This is a genomic window from Polynucleobacter victoriensis, assembly GCF_900187875.1.
Taxonomy (GTDB): Bacteria; Pseudomonadota; Gammaproteobacteria; order Burkholderiales; family Burkholderiaceae; genus Polynucleobacter; species Polynucleobacter victoriensis.
Map to the genome: position 1 here is coordinate 94,201 of NZ_FYEX01000002.1, position 18,824 is coordinate 113,024.

Below are 18,824 nucleotides of genomic sequence, written 5' to 3' on the forward strand. Positions count from 1 at the left end.
TACATGGTATTTTCTTATAAAAAGAGAACAAAGGAGTAACTATTTTGTTTTTAGCCTTTTTAGTCATCATTCCGCTCATCACCTTTATCTTCTACATCAGAGCGATTAGTAAAACTTTGGCTGCCATTAGCGAACCTTATCGCACTCAATCTCCTGGCATGGCATGGCTTCTTTTAATACCCATCTTTAATGTGATCTGGTTTTTCTTTTTATTAAGAGCCATTAAAGATGGCTTTGCGCAAATGTACCGAGATGGCATCACCCAAAAAGAAATTGATACGGGATACAACTACGGAATCGGCATGGGTTGCTGCTGGGCAGCATCCTTCATACCTCAATTTATTTTTATTGCCTTAATACCAATGTTTGTATTTTCAATACTGCACTGGAACAAACTAAATAGCGCTACACGAACAATCGCTAAACAACAAAACTACTAAGATTAGTATTTGTTCATATTAGTTCTTCATACTAGCTTGCTGAGCTTTTTCTAACCAAAGGCTCAAAGCTGCTGCTAAATCTTTTTTACTAAACGAGCAACTCTCTTCAGTAAATAATGAAGATGATTCTAGGCGTGACAAGATTCCCTCTAGAACATCAGAATACTTTTGCGGTAATCGAGCCTGCTCACAAGCATCCCTAAAACTCATGATAAGAATATGCGTATCTTGGTCACCTGCCACCCAAGCATTTAATTCTTCAGTTAATTGATTCACTTCCATCTTGTTCTCCATACAAAAAAGGCTTCCTTGCGGAAGCCTTTTTGATGTTTGACACTAATTAAGCATCAACAGTCTTTGCTACATCACTGAAATCTTTGATTTGATCAAAGTTCATGTATTTGTAGATTTGACCACTGCTTGCATTGATCACGCCAATGTCAGCCATGTACTCTTCCTTAGTTGGAATCTTACCCAACTTAGAACAAATAGATGCCAACTCAGCAGAGCCAAGGTACACGAATGTGTTCTTACCCAAACGGTTCGGGAAGTTACGTGTTGATGTTGACATCACAGTAGCGCCTTCACGAACTTGAGCTTGGTTACCCATACACAATGAACAACCTGGCATCTCCATACGTGCACCAGCACTACCTAAAACGCCATAGTGACCTTCTTCAGTCAATTGCTTAGCATCCATCTTTGTTGGAGGAGCAACCCACAATTTCACAGGAATATCACGCTTACCTTCTAACAACTTAGAAGCAGCGCGGAAGTGACCAATGTTTGTCATGCATGAACCGATAAATACTTCATCGATCTTGGCGCCAGCAACATCAGACAAAGTCTTCACATCATCTGGGTCGTTAGGGCAAGCAACGATAGGCTCATGGATGTCTGCCAAATCAATCTCAATCACAGCAGCGTACTCAGCATCAGCATCACCTTTTAACAACTCTGGCTTAGCCAACCATGCTTCCATCGCCTTGATACGACGACCTAATGTACGTGCATCAGAGTAACCATTAGCAATCATCCACTTCATCAATGTGATGTTGCTATTCATGTACTCAATGATTGGCTCTTTGTTCAAGTGAACTGTACAGCCAGCTGCTGAACGCTCTGCAGATGCATCAGACAATTCAAATGCTTGCTCAACTTTAAGCTCAGGCAAACCTTCGATCTCAAGAATGCGGCCAGAGAAAATGTTCTTCTTACCCTTCTTCTCAACAGTCAACAAACCTTGCTTGATTGCATACAAAGGAATTGCATTAACCAAGTCACGCAATGTTACGCCTGGCTGCATTTTGCCTTTGAAACGAACTAAAACTGATTCAGGCATATCAAGAGGCATCACACCTGTTGCTGCAGCAAACGCTACCAAGCCAGAACCCGCTGGGAAAGAAATACCAATTGGGAAACGTGTGTGAGAGTCACCACCTGTACCAACAGTGTCAGGCAACAACAAACGGTTTAACCATGAGTGAATCACACCGTCACCTGGACGCAAGGCAACACCACCACGTGTGCTGATGAAATCAGGCAACTCATGGTGCATTTTTACGTCAACTGGTTTTGGATAAGCTGCTGTGTGACAGAAAGATTGCATCACCATATCTGATGAGAAACCTAAACATGCCAAATCTTTCAACTCGTCACGTGTCATTGGGCCTGTTGTATCTTGTGAACCAACAGTTGTCATCTTAGGCTCGCAGTATGTGCCTGGACGAACACCCTTGCCTTCTGGTAAACCACATGCACGACCCACCATCTTCTGCGCCAATGAGAAACCTTTGCCAGAATCGGCTGGGTTAGTTGGCAAGCGGAATAATGTTGAAACTGGCAAGCCCAAAGCTTCACGTGCCTTAGCTGTCAAACCACGACCAATGATCAATGGAATACGGCCACCTGCACGAACCTCGTCAAACAATACATCTGACTTCACTTTGAACTCAGAAATAACTTTGCCGTCTTTTAATGCTTTGCCTTCGTATGGGCGTAGTTCAATCACGTCACCCATGTTCATGTTGCTCACGTCTAACTCGATTGGCAACGCACCAGCGTCTTCCATCGTGTTGTAGAAAATCGGAGCAATTTTGCTACCTAAACATACGCCACCAAAACGCTTGTTTGGTACATATGGAATATCTTCACCAGTGAACCACAACACTGAGTTAGTCGCTGATTTACGTGATGAACCTGTACCAACCACGTCGCCAACATAAGCTACCAAGTTGCCTTTAGCTTGCAATGCGGCCAATTGCTTGATCGGACCTACTTTGCCTGGCTCTTGTGGCTCAATGCCTTCACGTGGGTTTTTCAACATTGCCAATGCATGCAATGGAATATCAGGACGGCTCCATGCGTCAGGCGCTGGAGATAGATCATCTGTATTTGTTTCGCCAGTAACTTTGAAGACTGTCAAAGTTAAGCTTTGTGGCACTTCTGGACGGCTTGTGAACCATTCAGCATCTGCCCAGCTTTGCAATACCGCTTTAGCGTTTGCATTACCTTTATCAGCCTTTTCCTTCACGTCATGGAATTGGTCAAACATCAATAATGTCTTTTTCAAACCATCAGCAGCAATACCACCAACCGTAGCGTCATCCAACAAATCAATGAGAGGAGAAATGTTGTAACCACCCAGCATCGTGCCTAGCAACTGTGTTGCAGTTTCACGAGTAATCAATGGAGTTTTTTCTTTGCCAAATGCAACTGCTGCTAAATAAGAGGCTTTTACCTTCGCCGCGTCATCCACACCAGCAGGAACGCGATGCGTGATCAACTCTACCAATGTAGCTTCCTCACCTTTTGGTGGGTTCTTTAGCAACTCAATCAACTCACCAGTCTGCTGAGCAGATAGTGGTAGTGGCGGAATACCTAGAGCCGCACGTTCTGCGACATGGTCACGGTAGGCTTTCAACATAGTCTTTCCCTCTCTATTTAGACAATTAAATAAACCAATATTCTAAGACTTATATCTTATATAAGACTTGCAAAACTGGCAACATAACTATAGAAATTAGCTCAATTTCTTTGCCTGTGCCTGACAAAATCATGTCAAATAAAAAGAGCTTTTAAATCAATGATGTAAAGTAATGCCTTATGAAGAAAACAGACCTTTACAAGAATGCGGGATTGGCCGTTGCCAACCAAATGAAGAATTCAGCCCCAAAACCCAAGGGAAACGCTAAAAATACCTCTGGAAACGGTAAAAAGCTGAATCCTCTGCTTGCGTCCCTACTCAAAAAGCCTGAATAGCTTCTTTAACGCAATTATTAAGGCAATTATTAAGGCAATTAATTAGAGATCAAACTTTGCTTTGATCTCTGGCGGCCAGGCTGCCGCCTTTTGAGCAATGAAATCAACCCAAACCATCGTGGCTCCGCCATTGGCATACACAGTATCTGGCTCGGTAGTCAGTGAAATCACATTGAACGTATCCACGCCCACTCTACTGGGGTTTGCAATATAGGTCTTCACAAGCAAATCAGCTGGATAAGCAATCTGCTTTAAGAAATTGCAAAAAGCATTGACCACCACAACACCTGCATCACCCTTGGTAACTTTCAGCCCAAAGCTATCTAACCAATTAACCCGGGCTTGCTCAATGTAGCGAAAGTAAACGGCATTGTTGACATGGCCTAACGCATCCATATCTCCCCAGCGCACTGGAATGATTGATTCATGAACCAATTTTTTATCTTCAGGTATCTCAATGCGCATAAGCAGTTGTCCAGTCAGTCAATGGTTTAATTATCAAGGTGTATTTTTATCAATCTTGAACCATGCAGCGTACATCGCAGGTAAAGATAATAAAGTTAAACCTGTCGCAACAATCAAGCCACCCATAATGGCGATGGCCATCGGTCCCCAGAATACACTTCTAGATAACGGAATCATCGCAAGCACCGCTGCTGCTGCAGTCAAAATAATTGGGCGATAACGCGTTACACAAGCATGAATAATCGCTTCGCGAGCTGGAATACCAGCAGCACGACCTTGCTCAATTTGATCAATCAAAATCACCGAGTTACGCATGATCATGCCTAGCAAAGCAATGAACCCAAGTAACGCCACAAAACCGAACGGACGGTTAAACAACAATAACGTTAGCGCAACCCCTGAGATACCTAGCGGTGCAGTTAGAACAACCAAGAAAGCTCTTGAGGAACTCTTCAACTGAATCACCAATAAGGTAAATGTGATGAAGAGCATGATTGGCACGCCTGCATTGATCGAGTCTTGCCCCTTCGAACTCTCTTCAACAGAGCCGCCAATCGTGACCCTGTAACCAGGAGGCATTTTTTCAATCAATGGCTGAAACTCTTTAAACAGCACAGAGGTAGCAGTAGGCCCCTGAATACCTGGCATCACATCAGCTTGTACGGTAATCGCGTATTCACGGTTCTCGCGCCACATAGTTGCTGGCTCCCAAACCACCTTCACTTGAGCAATCCTACCCAATGGAATAGCCTGACCAGAAACCGTGGTCAACATTGTCTCGTTAAGATCATTTACATGATCACGCTCAGACCTTGGTAGACGTAAAACAATCGGGGCCAATAAATCGCCTTCTCGATATTGCCCCACTACCACGCCACCAAAGTGACTAGATAAAGTTTGCGCAATGACTTGTGGCGGCACACCTAATTCACGGGCTTTAGCTGAATCAACCTCAATTTTTGCAACCGGTTGATTCTCATTCCAATTGTCTTTGACGCCGTAAATTAACTTTGAAGAACGCATCACGCCTAGCAATTGATTGGCTTCTTCCCGTAATTTGATCGGATCATCACCCGTTACACGGAATTCAACTGGGTAACTAACAGGTGGCCCATTAGGTAACAACTTAACTCGCAACCTAGCCTCAGGAGCAACGTCTTCTAATATCCTAGGCAACTCTCGATTCAAGCGATCTCTTTCGGCTAAATCTGCAATGATGATTGCTTGAGAAGTGTTTGATCTTGGAAAAATAATATCTAGTGGCAAGAAAAATCTTGGTGCACCATGACCAATCCACATGGTCACAGACTGAACACCTTTTTGCTCCAATATCTTTGCTTCAATTTTTTTGGCAGCTGCTTCAGTGGCTTCAAAGCTAGCACCTTCAGCCAAAAAGATATCTACCAAAATCTCAGGACGTGATGAGTCTGGGAAAAACTGCTGCTGCACCTGACTCATACCAACGATACCTAAAACAAAACTAGCTATCGTTGCAATAATGGCTTTACGGTGATGATCAATACACCAAGCAACAACCACCTTAAACCGTTGATAAAAAGGCGTATCAAAATGTTCGTGGGGTGACCCCTCAGCAGTGGCATGGCTAGGTTTTCTGAGTAGTAGTAAACCAAGATATGGCACAAACAAGACGGAAACAAACCAAGAAATAATTAGCGCTGCTGCAGTCACCGCAAAAATCGCAAAGGTGTATTCACCCACAGCAGACTTAGCAATACCAATTGGCAAGAAACCAACGGCTGTAATTAGTGTGCCAGTTAACATGGGCATTGCAGTCAACTCGTAAGCTGCGGTTACAGCCTTTACACGGTCATAACCCTCTTCGAGTTTACGCACCATCATCTCCACCACAATGATGGCATCATCAACCAATAAGCCCAGTGCAATGATCAACGAGCCTAATGAAATCTTATGCAACCCAACTCCAGACAAGTGCATGATCAAGAAAGTAACCGCCATCACCAAAGGAATGCTGATGGCAACTACAAGTCCAGGTCTTGGGTCAATGCGCCATGGATTTTTATGTAAACCCAAAGCCAAAAGACTCACTACCAAAACAACAATTAAAGCTTCAAGCAAGGTTCTTAAAAATTCTTTTACTGATCCAGCTACGACATTCGGTTGATCCTGAATCAAAGATAATGTGACGCCTGCTGGCAAGTCCTTTTCAATCAATTTACTCGCTGCACTCAAGCTATCACCTAATTTAACGATGTCACCACCCTTGGCCATAGAAATACCCAAGGCAACCAGTTCTTCACCCTGAAATCTCACCTTGCTCTCTGCAGGATTGATAACATCTCGACGCACATCGGCCACATCTCCTAAACGTATCGATGCACCAGAAGGTGTTCGTAGCGGCATAGCCTTGATATCAGCAATATTCTCAAAAGGTCCGCCAACACGAATTGGCATTGAGAATGACTGTGTCTCCACAGAACCGCCATTTTCAATCGCGTTCTGCTGATTCAATTGTTGTGCAACCGTTGCTGGGGACAAAGCGTACTGTGCCATCTTCTTACGAGATAGCTCTACATAGACCTGTTCTTCTTGCAATCCATAGATATTCACCTTACCCACATCTTTTACTTGCAAAAGACGTTGTCTAACATACGTAGTGAAGTCTCTTATTTCATTGGGTTTATAGCCCTTGGCTGACATGGCATAAATCACACCATATGTATCACCAAAGTCATCATCAAAATAAGGTCCATGCACACCGATAGGCAAACCTGACTTAGAGTCACCAATCTTTTTTCTAACGGTGTAAAAGAGATTTGGAATATCTTTGGCAGGCGTACTATCTTTAGCAAAAAAGATAATCATAGATTCGCCTGGATGAGAGAAGCTGCGGATCTTATCGATACTCGGAACCTCTTGAAGCGTTCTCTCAATCTTATTCGTCACTTGATCCGCCACTTGAGCAGCAGTTGCACCAGGCCACATTGTTCTGATCACCATCGCCCTGAATGTGAATGGCGGATCTTCGTCTTGCCCTAATTGAAAATAAGCCCCGATGCCCAGCACCATCAGAGCAATCATGAGATAACGTGTAATGGCAACGTTATCAATTGCCCAACGGGATAAATTAAATTTTCCTAGGCTCATTACTCAGCCTTTTCTGAGATGGCAATACGTACCTTTTGACCAACACTTAAGGCATGCCAACCAGTTGCAATCACCATATCGCCCGCACTTAAACCACCTAGAACTTCTGCAGATGCATCATCTACCTTACCTAGTTCAACTTTAACCGCTGCAATTGTTCCAACAGACTTTGAGTCTGGGTCCAATATCAATTTATAGACACTCACACCATCGCTATGTATGGCGGTAATAGGCAAGACCATTGACTGCTTGCTCTTGGTGACAACCTTGACAGATTTATCGTTAACCGTCATCTTGCCCACGACATCTTTGACGCCAACCTGTTGACCTTGAACCAAGTTGAACTCATTTAACAAACCGGCTTCAACTGCACGCAAAGTTACAAATCCCATTTGTTCCATGACTTGTTCGTATTTAGCTCGCGCAGATTCAATAACAGCTACACGACGATCAAACTCTGAGGCAGAAATAAAATTTTTAGCTCTTAAATCTGAGTAACGTTTAAAGTCAGCTTCCGCTGATTGCAACTCTGCTTTAGCAGCTTTGTAGCTAATCAAGACAGTCGAGTCAGAAGAAATGCTGTTGGGCATCAATCTAGCGAGAGACTGCCCTGCTTGAACTCGATCGCCACGCTTAACCAGCACCTCTGTCACTTTGCCACTGGCATCAAAATTAAGGCTGCCCGGATCCTTGTTAGCAAGCCCTGGTTGATTGGCATCTAAAGCCTGCCCTAAGACAACCACTTTAACTAAACGAGGCAAAGGACTTTGATTGTCCCCCTTGCCACAAGCAGTTAAAACTGTAATAAATAATAAAAGTGCCGGGATTGTGATTAGTTTTGATCTCATTTGGCGATTTTAGTGCAACACCCCTTTGATTGCACTGCGTATCTCCTTGGCCAAACCAGCCCGTTGGTCAGCAAAAATGAACTGGCCAATTTGAATGGTTTCTTGCCCCATTTCGAGAACGACCAGCTGTTTTTTGGCATCTAAGTTGGGTTCAGGGTCTTTGACTCTCACCCATGGCGCATTCCAATGCTTAACAGTTCGTCGATTACCTAGAAATAGTTCAATGGTGAATTCAGTGCCGTTAAGTCTGATTTTTTCGTAATCACTGGCATGGCGGGCATAAATCAGTAGCGCTATACCCAACACTAACAGCTCAGTTAATGTGAATGGCAGAATCATCCAAGCCCCCTGCCACCAAAAGTATGAGGCAATTAAAGATGAAAAACACACCATTGATAAGTAAAAAAGACCTACCTGCTTGGGCGTGAATGAGCAATTACGCTTCATATGCCAAACATAACCACTATCTGGATTAGCTTTAAGACTCATCGGCACTCTTAACAATCTGATCCATAGCCAAAGCCAAGGCAATATCTCGCTCAGTCAGCCCACCACTATCATGTGTTGAGAGCGTGACCTGAACTTTATTCCAGACATTGAACCACTCTGGATGATGATTCATGTCTTCAGCAATAACTGCCACTTGAGACATGAACTGAAACGCCTCTTGAAAATCTCCAAAAATAAACTCTCGATATAAGGCATCTCTTGTTGGCAAGACAGACCAACTAGGTAACTGAATTGAAAGTGATTGGCGACGAGCCAAATCTAGTAATGGAGCCATGTGATTAATTTATCACCAAGCGCTGATGCTTGCTTGAGGCCGCCTCAAACGACTTAAGTCATGATCAACTTAATCATCATAGCCACTGAAATCATCAGCGCAAAAATCGCAAACGCTTGCTGAACGCGCGGACCCGAGATGGATTTAACTGCTTGGCGCCCTATCAACAATCCCACCACCGAACCACCGGCAAAAGGAGCAGCCAAAGACCAGTTCATAGAACCGTATAAATTAGAAAACAAAACACCGCCAAACGAAACAATCGTCAGCACACCTAAAGACGTTGCCACAATCGACTTCATTGGTAAATCTGTAAATTTTCTTAAAGCAGGAACAATGATGAAACCACCGCCAACCCCAAGCAACCCCGAAAAGAAACCAGCCAATGCTCCTGACATTGCCAGTGCTCTAGCACATGGCAATGTCCAGGTTAACTTTCCAATCGTTTGATCCAACATGCATGGCGGCCCTAACTCTTCCTCAATACCGGCTAACTCTCGTTTTGCTTGTCCCCACATATTTCTTGCAACTAACAATAAGACCAAACAAAAAATAAGTACCAAAGGCCAGTTAGGCAGTTGATGTGCAAGCCATATACCGATGGGTGAGAAAAGTAGACCCGCACTGGCAATCAGCATAGCTGCTTTGTAGCGCATGATTTTTGAGCGTAAACCCAAGTAGGCGCCTAAGCCTGCCGATAAAGAGACTGCCAATAAACCAATTGGCGCAGCCTCTGCCACATTCAGGTGAAGGAAAAATCCCAGTAACGGAACAGACAGAATGGCGCCGCCAGCGCCAGTAAGCCCTAAAAGCACCCCAACAAAGATGCCTAGAGCCACTCCAATCAGAGTTAAATCCAACGATTAACCAACCTGTTGAGCCAACATGTAAAGATTAGTAGATCTTGCACCTGAGCGGCAGAATGCCAAAATAGGGCCCGGTAGCGTTTCTAGTAAACGCGCCATTTCTTGAGCTTGCTCCAGTGTGATCTGACCACTTACCACTGGTAGGTAAACATAGTTAAGCCCCAGAGCTTTTGCAGCCACCTCAACATCAGCACTCAATGGCTGCGTAGGACCACCCTCGCCATCTGGGCGATTATTAATAATGCTCTTGTAACCTTGACGAGCGATCTCAGCAACGTCTTCAGGGGCAATTTGACCCAAAGTACCAAATTGGTCTGTATGACAAGCGATTTGTAGCGGCATGCCACATCCTCCAGTGTTTGAATGATAAGTCGATGAATTGCCTGCAACGACAGGCTCACATGGTGGCGGAAGCATTCTCCATTGAAGATACTTCATCGCCAAGCTTGCTCCCACAACAAATGCTGCAAAAGCAATGAATGAATTAATAGCCAAGGTTGAGATACCTGTTAAGCCTTGACCAATTGTGCAACCCATGGCCGTCACACCACCAACGCCCATGAGCACACCGCCGATCAGATGATTACCTGTGTCTTCAGCATTTCTGAAGCTTTCCCAACGGAAGGTCTTTGTGGCTAAAGAGTAAATCAATGAACCTATCACCAAACCAAATACAGAAATAATGCCTAAGGTAACTTTTTTACTTGTATCACTAAAGAATGTAAGCCACTCAATCACGTAAGCGTAAGGAGCAACATACGTTAAGCTTTCCATGCGACCACTATTGGTGGCTACAAACACTTCTTCTAAAGTGTTCGGATCTTCAGCAACATAACCTAGCACCCCTGAAATCCACCAGATAGCTAGAATCGATGCTCCAACACCAAAGCCAGCCAAGAGATTATTGAAGTTCCAAAAATCTTTTCTAGATAACGCAAAAGTTACTAAGGCGCTACCTAGTACTAATGCAAGGCCCAGTTGCAAAGAATTTTTTGCAACACCCCACTGCGCTGCCAAAACACTCGGCAAATCTTGCGATGTTGATAAAGTCAAAAATACTGTATCAACCGTGTTAACTCTTAGAACACCAAATACGCCTTTGAGTGTCATGTATGACGATAAAGCCAAAGTCAAAAAGACCACTAAAGACTTCAAATTTCCAGCGCCAATCCGAATCAAGGTCTTACTGCCGCAACCTGAGGCCAAGACCATGCCAAACCCAAACATCACACCACCAACAATGGTTGATAACCACGATAGTCTTGTGCCGGTATAAATTGATTTACCCGTATCAATCAAACCCAAATAGGACATCAAGCCAACACCAATCATTGCCACACCAATCGCTAGCAACCATTGACGCATGCGAGTCCACTCCCCCATCACGATCACATCGGTCACGGCACCCATGGTGCAAAAACGAGTTTGTTGCAACACAATACCCAATAGCACTGTGACCGCAAATGTGGCCCAGATAACATTACTTGCAATAGTATTTAGATCAATTTCAGGCATATTAGATATAGATAGAGCTCAAACCTTGTAAGCCTGCCATTTTATGGCATTTTTGTGGTTTGACTCTTAAGATACTCTTGGTCACTAAATCGTGGCACCCAATGAGGCTTATAAATGACAAACACTGCCAAGAGCATGCCTGAAAGAGATCCCTCAGTAAAAGACAAAATCAACAACGCAACAAACCAATCAACGATGTCCATTGATAAGCCCATGCTAGCGGGCCAAAAGGTTTGATGCCAAATCATGAGGGCTGCAGCCGGAAGAATGACACTCAAGACACCTGCCACATAACCATGACCAAAAATGAATATGAACAAGTGTTTTGGTAAACAACCACCGATCAAGCGCATGATTCCACAAGCACACATGGCAGGCATCACGCCAAGAACCAAAAATTGGCGCAGGGCATGATCCAAAGTCCAACTACTAACTAAGGCTACGATGGTAGTTACCCCAGCCAACATCACAATGGCTGGTCTTAGGCCATACATAGCGACGAGTAATGAAGCTCCAAAAAACTGGAATGACAAACCCACCAAAGCTTCTTCAGCCATACCGGGCAAATGAGCACGTATATTCCATGCCAAACCCAATGCCACTATTCCACCAAGCACTGAATTTAAAACTTCGGGCCTAATTAAGACTTTCCAATGATCTTTGGAAAAAGCCCAAAAAAGAATAAGACCGGAAAGCGCTAGCGATAAACCGGTCATATTCAGCATTTAGATCTCCTTACGCCGCAAATCCTGGGTTGCCCTTGGCGCCTTCAATCTTAGGCATGTTCAAAGACTTGGCTTTAACGGTCTTGATATCTTTGAGATATTTAGCCACCACATCCCAAATTGGATCGCCACCAACAGCCTTAGCTTCTTCGGCGACGGGAGCCCAACCTGCTACTTTGTATGTCTTATTAGGGTCAATCAGTTTGCCATTCAACATCATGTTGCTAATGCGCTTACCTGCCTCACCTGTAGGATTAATTGCATATTGCAAACCACCAACACGCACCATGTCACCACCTTGTTGGTAGTAAGGATCTGGATTGAAGAGATTGTCAGCAATATCTTCTAAAACAGTCTTGATCATGTCGCCTTTCATCATTGTGACAGTGGTCCACGGGTAAGTAATCGCCGTTTGGTCCATCACATGTTCCATCGTAATAGCCTGACCTGGCAATAAGGATGTACCCCAACGGAAACCTGGTGAAAATGCAATTTCAGCATTCTTAACCGCCATCAAACCATCCAAAATAAGTTGGTCAAAGCTACCATTGAAGTTGCCGCGACGATAGAGTAAGCCCTCTGTGACAGCCAACTTCTCACCCAACTTGGTTTCGTATGGAGCACGGATCTTATCGATCAACTTGTTCATAGCAGGATCGGCCGGGATCATGTCTGAGAACACTGGCAACAACTTGTAACGGAAATCAGCCACCTTGCCACCGTTAACTTTAAAGTCTAAGACACCCAAATATTTACCATTTGAACCAGCGTTCGTAACAAGCGTTACGCCACCAGCATTTTTGACCTTCACAGGAGTTGGTACGCCATCATGCGTATGACCACCCATGATTGCATCAATACCCGTCACGCGACTGGCCATCTTCAAGTCAACGTCCATACCATTGTGAGATAGGACAACCACTACTTTGGCACCTTTAGCGCGAACTTCGTTCACCATCTTTTGCATATTCTCGTCTTGAATACCAAAAGTCCAATTGGCCACCATGTAACGTGGGTTAGCAATTGGGGTGTATGGGAAAGCCTGACCAATCACAGCCACCTTCACACCATTCATCTCACGAATCACATACGGATCAAAAACCTGGTCACCAAAGTCATTGGTTTTGATGTTTTGCGCCAAGAAAGAAATCTTGCCCTTAAAGTCTTTCTCAACAATCTCTTTCACGCGCTCTTCACCTAGAGTCATCTCCCAGTGAGGCGTCATGATATCCACGCCCAATGCCAAACAGGCATCCACCATGTCTTGGCCATTGGTCCATAAAGAAGTGCCAGAACCTTGCCATGTATCACCACCATCTAATAGCAATGAACCTGGACGACTAGCCTTCATCTTTTTCACAAGCGTAGCCAAGTGAGCAAAACCACCCACCTTACCGTACATGGCAGCAGCTTTTTCAAAGTCTAAATACGTGAACGCATGAGCTTCGCGTGTACCTGGTTTAATGTTGTGCGCTTTTAAAAGGTGCTCACCCACCAAGTGAGGCGTTTTACCCAACTGCGCACCAAAACCCAAATTCACATCAGGCTCACGGAAGTAAATTGGCTTTAACTGCGCATGACAGTCAGTGAAATGCAGAAAGTGCACATTGCCAAAACGAGGTAAGTCATAAAACTGGTTCGCTGCAGATTGAGCATTGGAATAATCAGAATTCAAAGCCATGCCACCTGCTGAGGCAACTGCTAAAACTTGCAAAAACTCTCTACGATTCATTGACATAAAAATAACCTTATTTGAATAATAAAAAAGACCGCCAATTCTGATGAAGTAGCGGTCTTTAATGCATCACTAATTACTTATTAACTGGTGATTCAGGATCTAACAACAGAGCCATCACATGGCGCATTTGATCCTCATTTAACAACTTGAAGTGTCCAAGGCGAGGCATATTACTGCATGCGTTGTACGCTTTAGCGTTGTAAATCTTTCCCCAAGTGTATTGAACAACATCTACTGAGTTACCACGAATCTTGCCGTAGTTCCACAACGATGGTCCGATATTGCCATGAGAAATTTCTTTCTTATTGATTTGATGGCAGTTGTAACATCCGCCACCAATCACTGTGTCAGCCTTGTCAGTCCAAGTAGCACCGCGACCACTTTGAGCAATCTTCTCGCCCTCTTTCCAGTCACCCAAGTACTTACCATCAGATGGTAACTTGATAGTAGCCATGTTGGCTTTCTCAATGGCTTCACGCTTCTTTGCATCCCCCTTGCCACCTAAGGTCGCAGGATCAGAACAAAACTTTTGTGTTTCATCACGATCTAGGCGGTCCATACCAGCAATGCCATTAGCCTTAAAACTTGCGGCATGATCTTTCTCAAATTTACTTTGAGCCATTGCAGAAGCTGAGGCAACAACCAAAGCTGCAGAAATTAATAAATTTAATTTTTTCATATGTATCTCCCGCGGCTTAGCGCTTCAATCCTGGTGTATTCATTTCACCACCGTTAGCCTTAACACCCATGTAAACAGATAAAGCAATCGTTACATCAGAGATATAAATAGGCTCAGGGAAACGTTGTTGACGGTAGCAATCATTTAAACGACGCTGCATGGTCCAAAAGTTGCCGCTTGAAACACGGTACGCTGGCCAGTAACCAAAGCCTAAAGCCGCACCTTTTTGTGTTGTGATATTTGGTAAATCTTGTAAACGAATACGCTTACCTTCTTCACCGTGACATGATGCACAAGAGAAGTCCATTGGACCACCTTGGAAATAGAAGGCCTTTTCACCCATGGCATACATTTCTTTTTCTTTAGGGTGCTTATTAGGCACATTGATCTTCATGCCTTTAGAGTGAGTCACTACATAAGCAACCACTGCTTCCACATCTTTACGCTTACCTTTTTCAAAGCCAGCACTGATGATTTCTTTAGGGTCATAGCCTTGCAATTTTTCCATGCAAGTAATGATGCGAGACTCAAGGTCTTGAACTTTATTAGTATCTTTAAAATAGCGAGGCAGTTCTGCTGCTGCACCTTTTACAACACCAGGACCTTTACCAAGATCACATTTTTCTAATGTGGCATTTTTAGGACCCATGGCTTTTTTCCAAAGATCTTCACCGGCCGCTTCATACAACTCAGAAGGATTGCCATCAGCAATCATCTCGCGATATTTAGCAATGTCATCAGTCGCACTTTGAGCCATAGCTAGACCAGCTAAAGCAGTCAAAGAGACTAATAAAGCACTTTTCATTCTTATCTTCATCTTCGCTCCTCTAAAAACAAAACCCCGCCATTCATCGATAGATTAGCGGGGTTTTATTCACATACAAATTAGCTAATTTTTGCTTCGTCTGTACGTTTGTCGTTTTTGTTATCTACCCAAGTAATGCTCACTGTGTCACCCTTAGCACCACCTTTGAACTTGAAATTCAAGAATGGGTCTTTTGAAACCGCTGGACCAAATTGAGCTTCAAATACTTGCTTACCTTTACATGTTGCAGTCAAAGTCGTGATGTGATGTGCAGGAATCACTTTACCCGACGCATCTTTACGTTGACCTGTTTCCATGTCATGTTTCATCAATACTTTAACGTCAACTACGCCGCCATTCTCTTGGGCACGTACGCGCATTGGATCTGCCATTTTTATTTCCTTTCAGTACAAATTAATGAGTTAAATGAATCTTGTGTGAGGGAGCTATTAGCCGCCACAACCACCCAAAGTCACCTTAACTTCTTTTGTTGTTACATACCACTTACCGTCCGCTTTTACCAAAGCGTGTACGTTTGATGTTTGACCCATCTTCACACGTGAAGCTACAAATGCTTCAGAGTCAGCAGTCAAAATAAACTGAGCGGCTAGCGCGCTTGGGTTTTTCTCAACCAAAATGGCCATTTGTTGTGTTTTTGGCAATGTTGATGTCACGCCAACTGGCACAACCGCACCATTTTCTGCAATATCAGGAGCATTAATAGTGATAGCTGATGATTTATCAGCTGATGAACCACCTAATGACTTCAATACATCGTCCAATGACTTTGCATCAAATGCTGCTTTATTCCACTCAGCTGCTTCAGCTTGAGAAATCAAGCCTGTTGCTGCCATCAAACCAATGATTGCTGTTAATCGCAATGCTTCACGACGTTTTAGGTTCATACGAACTCCTTCTTAAAAAACTAAATTTCAAATAATTCTGAATACTTATCCATATTAATGGTTTATTTGCCAGTAAGCATCCACCTTACCAACACATCAATATCCCCCTCAGGCACATGGGCATGTGGCGGCATTGGGATTGCACCCCATGTGCCAGCTCCACCAACCTTCACCTTTTTGTGCAACTTGCTCATCGCGTCAGCTTGACCCTTGTACTTAGCAGCCACTTCTGAAATCGCCGGCCCAATCGCACGGCTAGCAGGCGCATGGCAGGTTGAACAATTATGCTTCTTAAATAAGCCCTCTGGCGTAATAGATTCAGCAGCAGACATATTAACTGCCATTAAACCTTTACCTGGTAACTTGGCCAATGGTGGCTTAGTTGTGTCTGCGCCACGGAATGGACCATATGGTCTATTTTGCAGTGCAAGATTTTCATGAGCATTACGCGCATAATCCGGCAATGTTGAACCAATCGTCACGTGTTTTGTACAGTTGGTCATACAAGCCGTTGCTTTGACGTCTGGCTTACCACCCTCATTCCACATACCATGAGCTTGAGTCATACCATTGCGGTTAGGCATCAACTTTTGTACTTCAGCGATATTTTGGTCACTCAAAGTAAAGTCTTCAGGAACAATTTCAGCCATGGATAAAACGTAACCTAATACCGCATACGTATCATCCACTGACAAAGTTCTAGGTGCATTCCAAGGCATCGCACGGTGGATGTAATCCCATAGCGTTGAAACAGTCGCCACTTTCATCAAAGTAGTTCTTTGCGGTTGCTTTTCGCTCGTTAAAGAAGCTACTCGACCAGTTTTGATGTCCTCTTTCGTTGTACCGCCCACGATTGGAGTAAATACTTCATTTGATTCACCAAAAGTACCGTGACATGAAGCACAGCGACCTTCCCATACTTCTTGACCACGAGCTGTTGTGCCAGATCCCTTTGGAAGACCTTTGAAGTCAGGTCTAACATCAATGTCCCAAGCAGCCACTTCAGCTTTAGTCGCCTCACGACCAATACCTGGATATTTAGTATCAGCATGAGCCGCAGCCATCGCGCCCAATGCCAAACCAGCGAGAACGAGGTGTTTAGTTAATTGATTAGCCAACTTGAACATTGCTTAACTCCCCGTTCACATCAAGCTTCCAAGCTTGAATTGAATTGTTGTGATAGATCGAACGTGTGCCGCGCACTTCACGCAATTGCTTAACCATTGGCTGCACGTAACCAGTTTCATCTGTTGCACGAGACATCAAGATAGCTGGTGAGCCATCCCATACCCAGTCCATATTGAAACGTGTGATCGCTTTTGATAACACTGGTGTTTCCAAACGAGCTCTGCGCCAGTTATTACCGCCATCAACAGAAATATCTACATGCTTGATCTTGCCGCGACCAGACCAGGCCATACCGCTAATGTTGTAGAAACCTTTGTCTAGTAATTGTTGGCCACCTGATGGCGTCGTGATCACAGACTTACATTCTTGTACGGTGGTGTATTGACGATGCAAACCACTTGGCAACAAGTCGATGTAGTGAACAGCTTCATCTTTGGTTGCATATGGCATGTCACCTACTTCAATACGACGCAACCACTTCACAGAACTAACACCTTGTACACCAGGCACCAAGAGGCGCAATGGGTAGCCGTTTTCTGGGCGCAACATTTCGCCGTTCATACCCCAAACAACTAATACATCTTTAAGTGCATTGTCCATTGGAATAGTTCTAGTCATGCCAGAGCCATCACCGCCTTCAGCCAAGATGTACTTACCTTTTTTAAGGTCAGCACCACACATGTCTAACAACACTGATAGAGGCACACCTGTGAACTCGCAGCATGACAACATACCGTGCGTGTATTGCACGCTTGGAACAGCCACGTTACCCCACTCCAAACCTGTATTAGCACCACACTCAATAAAGTGAATACGAGAAACGCTTGGCAAGCGCATCAAGTCATCCATGGTGAATACTTTTTCTTGGCGAACTAAACCGTTCACCATCAAACGATGTTGCGCTGGATCGATGTCATACCAACCTTGGTGATGACGTTCAAAGTGCAAACCGTTTGGTGTGATGATGCCGAAGAATCCTTGTAGCGGTGAAAACGCTACTGATGCTGCAGGCACGCGAGTCAAACCTGGAGACTCACGACGCTGCAATGCAGCTTCCCACTGTGATGGCATGCCGTATGGGCGTGCAGCAACTGGTTGACCCAAGGTCGTTTGCCATTGTTGCTTTTCTAAAATAACTTTTTCGCCTTCAGCGGCGATTGCAGCACCAGTTGCTGTTGCACCCAAGGCCGCAACAAAACTTTTACGCAAGAAACCGCGGCGCTCTTCACTCAAACCATGCTCATAAACTTCATCAGCAAATTGCTGAGTCACGAAGTTTTCTGGCGCACGACGTAACCTACCTATTGGTGTAGATTTCTTTTTAACTGGCACAGGACCCCCAAAGTTCAAACAACGCAAAATTATTTGTGTTGAATATTTTTTCAACTAGTGTGAGATTATTCATGTTTATAGATCTTTTTGAAATATACAAATAACAAAAAGTTGTTAGTTTTTTGACGGTTTAAGGGTAAGCACTATGCTTTTTTCACGAACACTTATTTGCTTTATCTAACTGAAAATATTTTTTTGTAAACAGCT

The 18,824-nt window shown here is 44.0% G+C and carries 19 protein-coding genes and 1 pseudogene; 2 read left to right on the plus strand and 18 right to left on the minus strand.

Features of this window, described 5'->3' with window-relative positions; genetic code table 11:
- Positions 1 to 44: 44 nt before the first annotated feature.
- The gene (locus CFR83_RS06760; RefSeq protein WP_088813304.1) at positions 45 to 440 is read left to right on the plus strand and encodes a hypothetical protein; all 396 of its coding nucleotides are present in this window, start codon (positions 45 to 47) and stop codon (positions 438 to 440) included.
- A gap of 18 nt (positions 441 to 458) precedes the next feature.
- Here the strand turns inward: CFR83_RS06760 and CFR83_RS06765 are convergent, their stop codons facing one another.
- Both CFR83_RS06765 and acnB read right to left on the minus strand, forming a co-directional pair.
- Complete coding sequence (locus CFR83_RS06765; protein ID WP_133062468.1) at positions 459 to 734, minus strand: hypothetical protein; 276 nt, start codon at positions 732 to 734, stop codon at positions 459 to 461.
- 46 nt (positions 735 to 780) lie between these two features.
- The gene (gene acnB, locus CFR83_RS06770) at positions 781 to 3,366 is read right to left on the minus strand and encodes a bifunctional aconitate hydratase 2/2-methylisocitrate dehydratase (RefSeq protein WP_088813306.1); all 2,586 of its coding nucleotides are present in this window, start codon (positions 3,364 to 3,366) and stop codon (positions 781 to 783) included.
- A gap of 179 nt (positions 3,367 to 3,545) precedes the next feature.
- On the opposite strand from acnB, the gene CFR83_RS08385 reads away from it, so the two are divergent.
- Positions 3,546 to 3,701, plus strand: a complete 156-nt coding sequence (locus CFR83_RS08385; RefSeq protein ID WP_165765061.1) for a hypothetical protein — start codon at positions 3,546 to 3,548, stop codon at positions 3,699 to 3,701.
- 42 nt (positions 3,702 to 3,743) lie between these two features.
- Here CFR83_RS08385 and CFR83_RS06775 read toward each other — a convergent pair whose 3' ends face one another.
- From CFR83_RS06775 to soxC, 16 genes and pseudogenes are all read right to left on the minus strand, one after another.
- Positions 3,744 to 4,166, minus strand: a complete 423-nt coding sequence (locus tag CFR83_RS06775) for an acyl-CoA thioesterase (RefSeq protein ID WP_088813307.1) — start codon at positions 4,164 to 4,166, stop codon at positions 3,744 to 3,746.
- Positions 4,167 to 4,199: 33 nt separating this feature from the next.
- Entirely contained in the window at positions 4,200 to 7,292 is a 3,093-nt protein-coding gene (locus CFR83_RS06780; RefSeq protein WP_088813308.1) for an efflux RND transporter permease subunit, read from the minus strand.
- A complete protein-coding gene (locus CFR83_RS06785; RefSeq protein WP_088813309.1) occupies positions 7,292 to 8,140 on the minus strand; it encodes an efflux RND transporter periplasmic adaptor subunit in 849 nt (282 codons plus the stop codon). Before CFR83_RS06785 ends, CFR83_RS06780 begins: the two co-directional genes overlap by 1 nt.
- 9 nt (positions 8,141 to 8,149) lie before the next feature.
- Positions 8,150 to 8,629: a DUF2244 domain-containing protein gene (locus tag CFR83_RS06790; protein WP_088813310.1), complete on the minus strand. Its 480-nt coding sequence runs from the start codon at positions 8,627 to 8,629 to the stop codon at positions 8,150 to 8,152.
- Complete coding sequence (locus tag CFR83_RS06795) at positions 8,619 to 8,924, minus strand: 4a-hydroxytetrahydrobiopterin dehydratase (protein ID WP_088813311.1); 306 nt, start codon at positions 8,922 to 8,924, stop codon at positions 8,619 to 8,621. The genes CFR83_RS06790 and CFR83_RS06795 overlap by 11 nt, the downstream gene beginning before the upstream one ends.
- Before the next feature lie 53 nt (positions 8,925 to 8,977).
- On the minus strand, positions 8,978 to 9,784 hold the full coding sequence (locus CFR83_RS06800; protein WP_088813312.1) for a sulfite exporter TauE/SafE family protein: 807 nt from the start codon (positions 9,782 to 9,784) through the stop codon (positions 8,978 to 8,980).
- Positions 9,785 to 9,787: 3 nt separating this feature from the next.
- Positions 9,788 to 10,132, minus strand: a complete 345-nt coding sequence (locus CFR83_RS08390; protein ID WP_165765069.1) for a protein tyrosine phosphatase family protein — start codon at positions 10,130 to 10,132, stop codon at positions 9,788 to 9,790.
- A 72-nt stretch (positions 10,133 to 10,204) separates the two neighbouring features.
- Positions 10,205 to 11,305: pseudogene (locus tag CFR83_RS06805) on the minus strand (YeeE/YedE family protein); the annotation flags it as partial.
- Positions 11,306 to 11,346: 41 nt separating this feature from the next.
- A complete protein-coding gene (locus tag CFR83_RS06810) occupies positions 11,347 to 12,030 on the minus strand; it encodes a hypothetical protein (RefSeq protein WP_088813314.1) in 684 nt (227 codons plus the stop codon).
- Between the two features lie 10 nt (positions 12,031 to 12,040).
- A complete protein-coding gene (gene soxB, locus CFR83_RS06815) occupies positions 12,041 to 13,762 on the minus strand; it encodes a thiosulfohydrolase SoxB (protein WP_207758580.1) in 1,722 nt (573 codons plus the stop codon).
- A gap of 79 nt (positions 13,763 to 13,841) precedes the next feature.
- Positions 13,842 to 14,447, minus strand: a complete 606-nt coding sequence (gene soxX, locus CFR83_RS06820; protein ID WP_088813316.1) for a sulfur oxidation c-type cytochrome SoxX — start codon at positions 14,445 to 14,447, stop codon at positions 13,842 to 13,844.
- Positions 14,448 to 14,463: 16 nt separating this feature from the next.
- Positions 14,464 to 15,264 (minus strand): sulfur oxidation c-type cytochrome SoxA, encoded by an 801-nt coding sequence (soxA, locus tag CFR83_RS06825; RefSeq protein ID WP_088813317.1) that lies wholly within the window; start codon positions 15,262 to 15,264, stop codon positions 14,464 to 14,466.
- A 68-nt stretch (positions 15,265 to 15,332) separates the two neighbouring features.
- The gene (gene soxZ, locus CFR83_RS06830) at positions 15,333 to 15,644 is read right to left on the minus strand and encodes a thiosulfate oxidation carrier complex protein SoxZ (protein ID WP_088813318.1); all 312 of its coding nucleotides are present in this window, start codon (positions 15,642 to 15,644) and stop codon (positions 15,333 to 15,335) included.
- 57 nt (positions 15,645 to 15,701) lie between these two features.
- On the minus strand, positions 15,702 to 16,157 hold the full coding sequence (gene soxY, locus CFR83_RS06835; RefSeq protein WP_088813319.1) for a thiosulfate oxidation carrier protein SoxY: 456 nt from the start codon (positions 16,155 to 16,157) through the stop codon (positions 15,702 to 15,704).
- A gap of 62 nt (positions 16,158 to 16,219) precedes the next feature.
- Positions 16,220 to 17,284, minus strand: a complete 1,065-nt coding sequence (locus CFR83_RS06840) for a c-type cytochrome (RefSeq protein WP_088813320.1) — start codon at positions 17,282 to 17,284, stop codon at positions 16,220 to 16,222.
- Complete coding sequence (gene soxC / locus CFR83_RS06845; protein WP_088813321.1) at positions 17,268 to 18,617, minus strand: sulfite dehydrogenase; 1,350 nt, start codon at positions 18,615 to 18,617, stop codon at positions 17,268 to 17,270. The genes CFR83_RS06840 and soxC overlap by 17 nt, the downstream gene beginning before the upstream one ends.
- Positions 18,618 to 18,824: the final 207 nt, after the last annotated feature.

Coding starts and splice junctions, on each gene's coding strand:
- soxX (WP_088813316.1), bottom strand. CDS start 14,447: ATGAAAAAATTAAATTTATTAATTTCTGCAGCTTTGGTTGTTGCCTCA.
- CFR83_RS06810 (WP_088813314.1), bottom strand. CDS start 12,030: ATGCTGAATATGACCGGTTTATCGCTAGCGCTTTCCGGTCTTATTCTT.
- CFR83_RS06840 (WP_088813320.1), bottom strand. CDS start 17,284: ATGTTCAAGTTGGCTAATCAATTAACTAAACACCTCGTTCTCGCTGGT.
- CFR83_RS06765 (WP_133062468.1), bottom strand. CDS start 734: ATGGAGAACAAGATGGAAGTGAATCAATTAACTGAAGAATTAAATGCT.
- CFR83_RS06785 (WP_088813309.1), bottom strand. CDS start 8,140: ATGAGATCAAAACTAATCACAATCCCGGCACTTTTATTATTTATTACA.
- CFR83_RS06775 (WP_088813307.1), bottom strand. CDS start 4,166: ATGCGCATTGAGATACCTGAAGATAAAAAATTGGTTCATGAATCAATC.
- CFR83_RS06780 (WP_088813308.1), bottom strand. CDS start 7,292: ATGAGCCTAGGAAAATTTAATTTATCCCGTTGGGCAATTGATAACGTT.
- acnB (WP_088813306.1), bottom strand. CDS start 3,366: ATGTTGAAAGCCTACCGTGACCATGTCGCAGAACGTGCGGCTCTAGGT.
- CFR83_RS08390 (WP_165765069.1), bottom strand. CDS start 10,132: ATGCCGCTACAAATCGCTTGTCATACAGACCAATTTGGTACTTTGGGT.
- soxY (WP_088813319.1), bottom strand. CDS start 16,157: ATGAACCTAAAACGTCGTGAAGCATTGCGATTAACAGCAATCATTGGT.
- CFR83_RS08385 (WP_165765061.1), top strand. CDS start 3,546: ATGAAGAAAACAGACCTTTACAAGAATGCGGGATTGGCCGTTGCCAAC.
- CFR83_RS06790 (WP_088813310.1), bottom strand. CDS start 8,629: ATGAGTCTTAAAGCTAATCCAGATAGTGGTTATGTTTGGCATATGAAG.
- soxB (WP_207758580.1), bottom strand. CDS start 13,762: ATGAATCGTAGAGAGTTTTTGCAAGTTTTAGCAGTTGCCTCAGCAGGT.
- soxZ (WP_088813318.1), bottom strand. CDS start 15,644: ATGGCAGATCCAATGCGCGTACGTGCCCAAGAGAATGGCGGCGTAGTT.
- CFR83_RS06795 (WP_088813311.1), bottom strand. CDS start 8,924: ATGGCTCCATTACTAGATTTGGCTCGTCGCCAATCACTTTCAATTCAG.
- soxA (WP_088813317.1), bottom strand. CDS start 15,264: ATGAAGATAAGAATGAAAAGTGCTTTATTAGTCTCTTTGACTGCTTTA.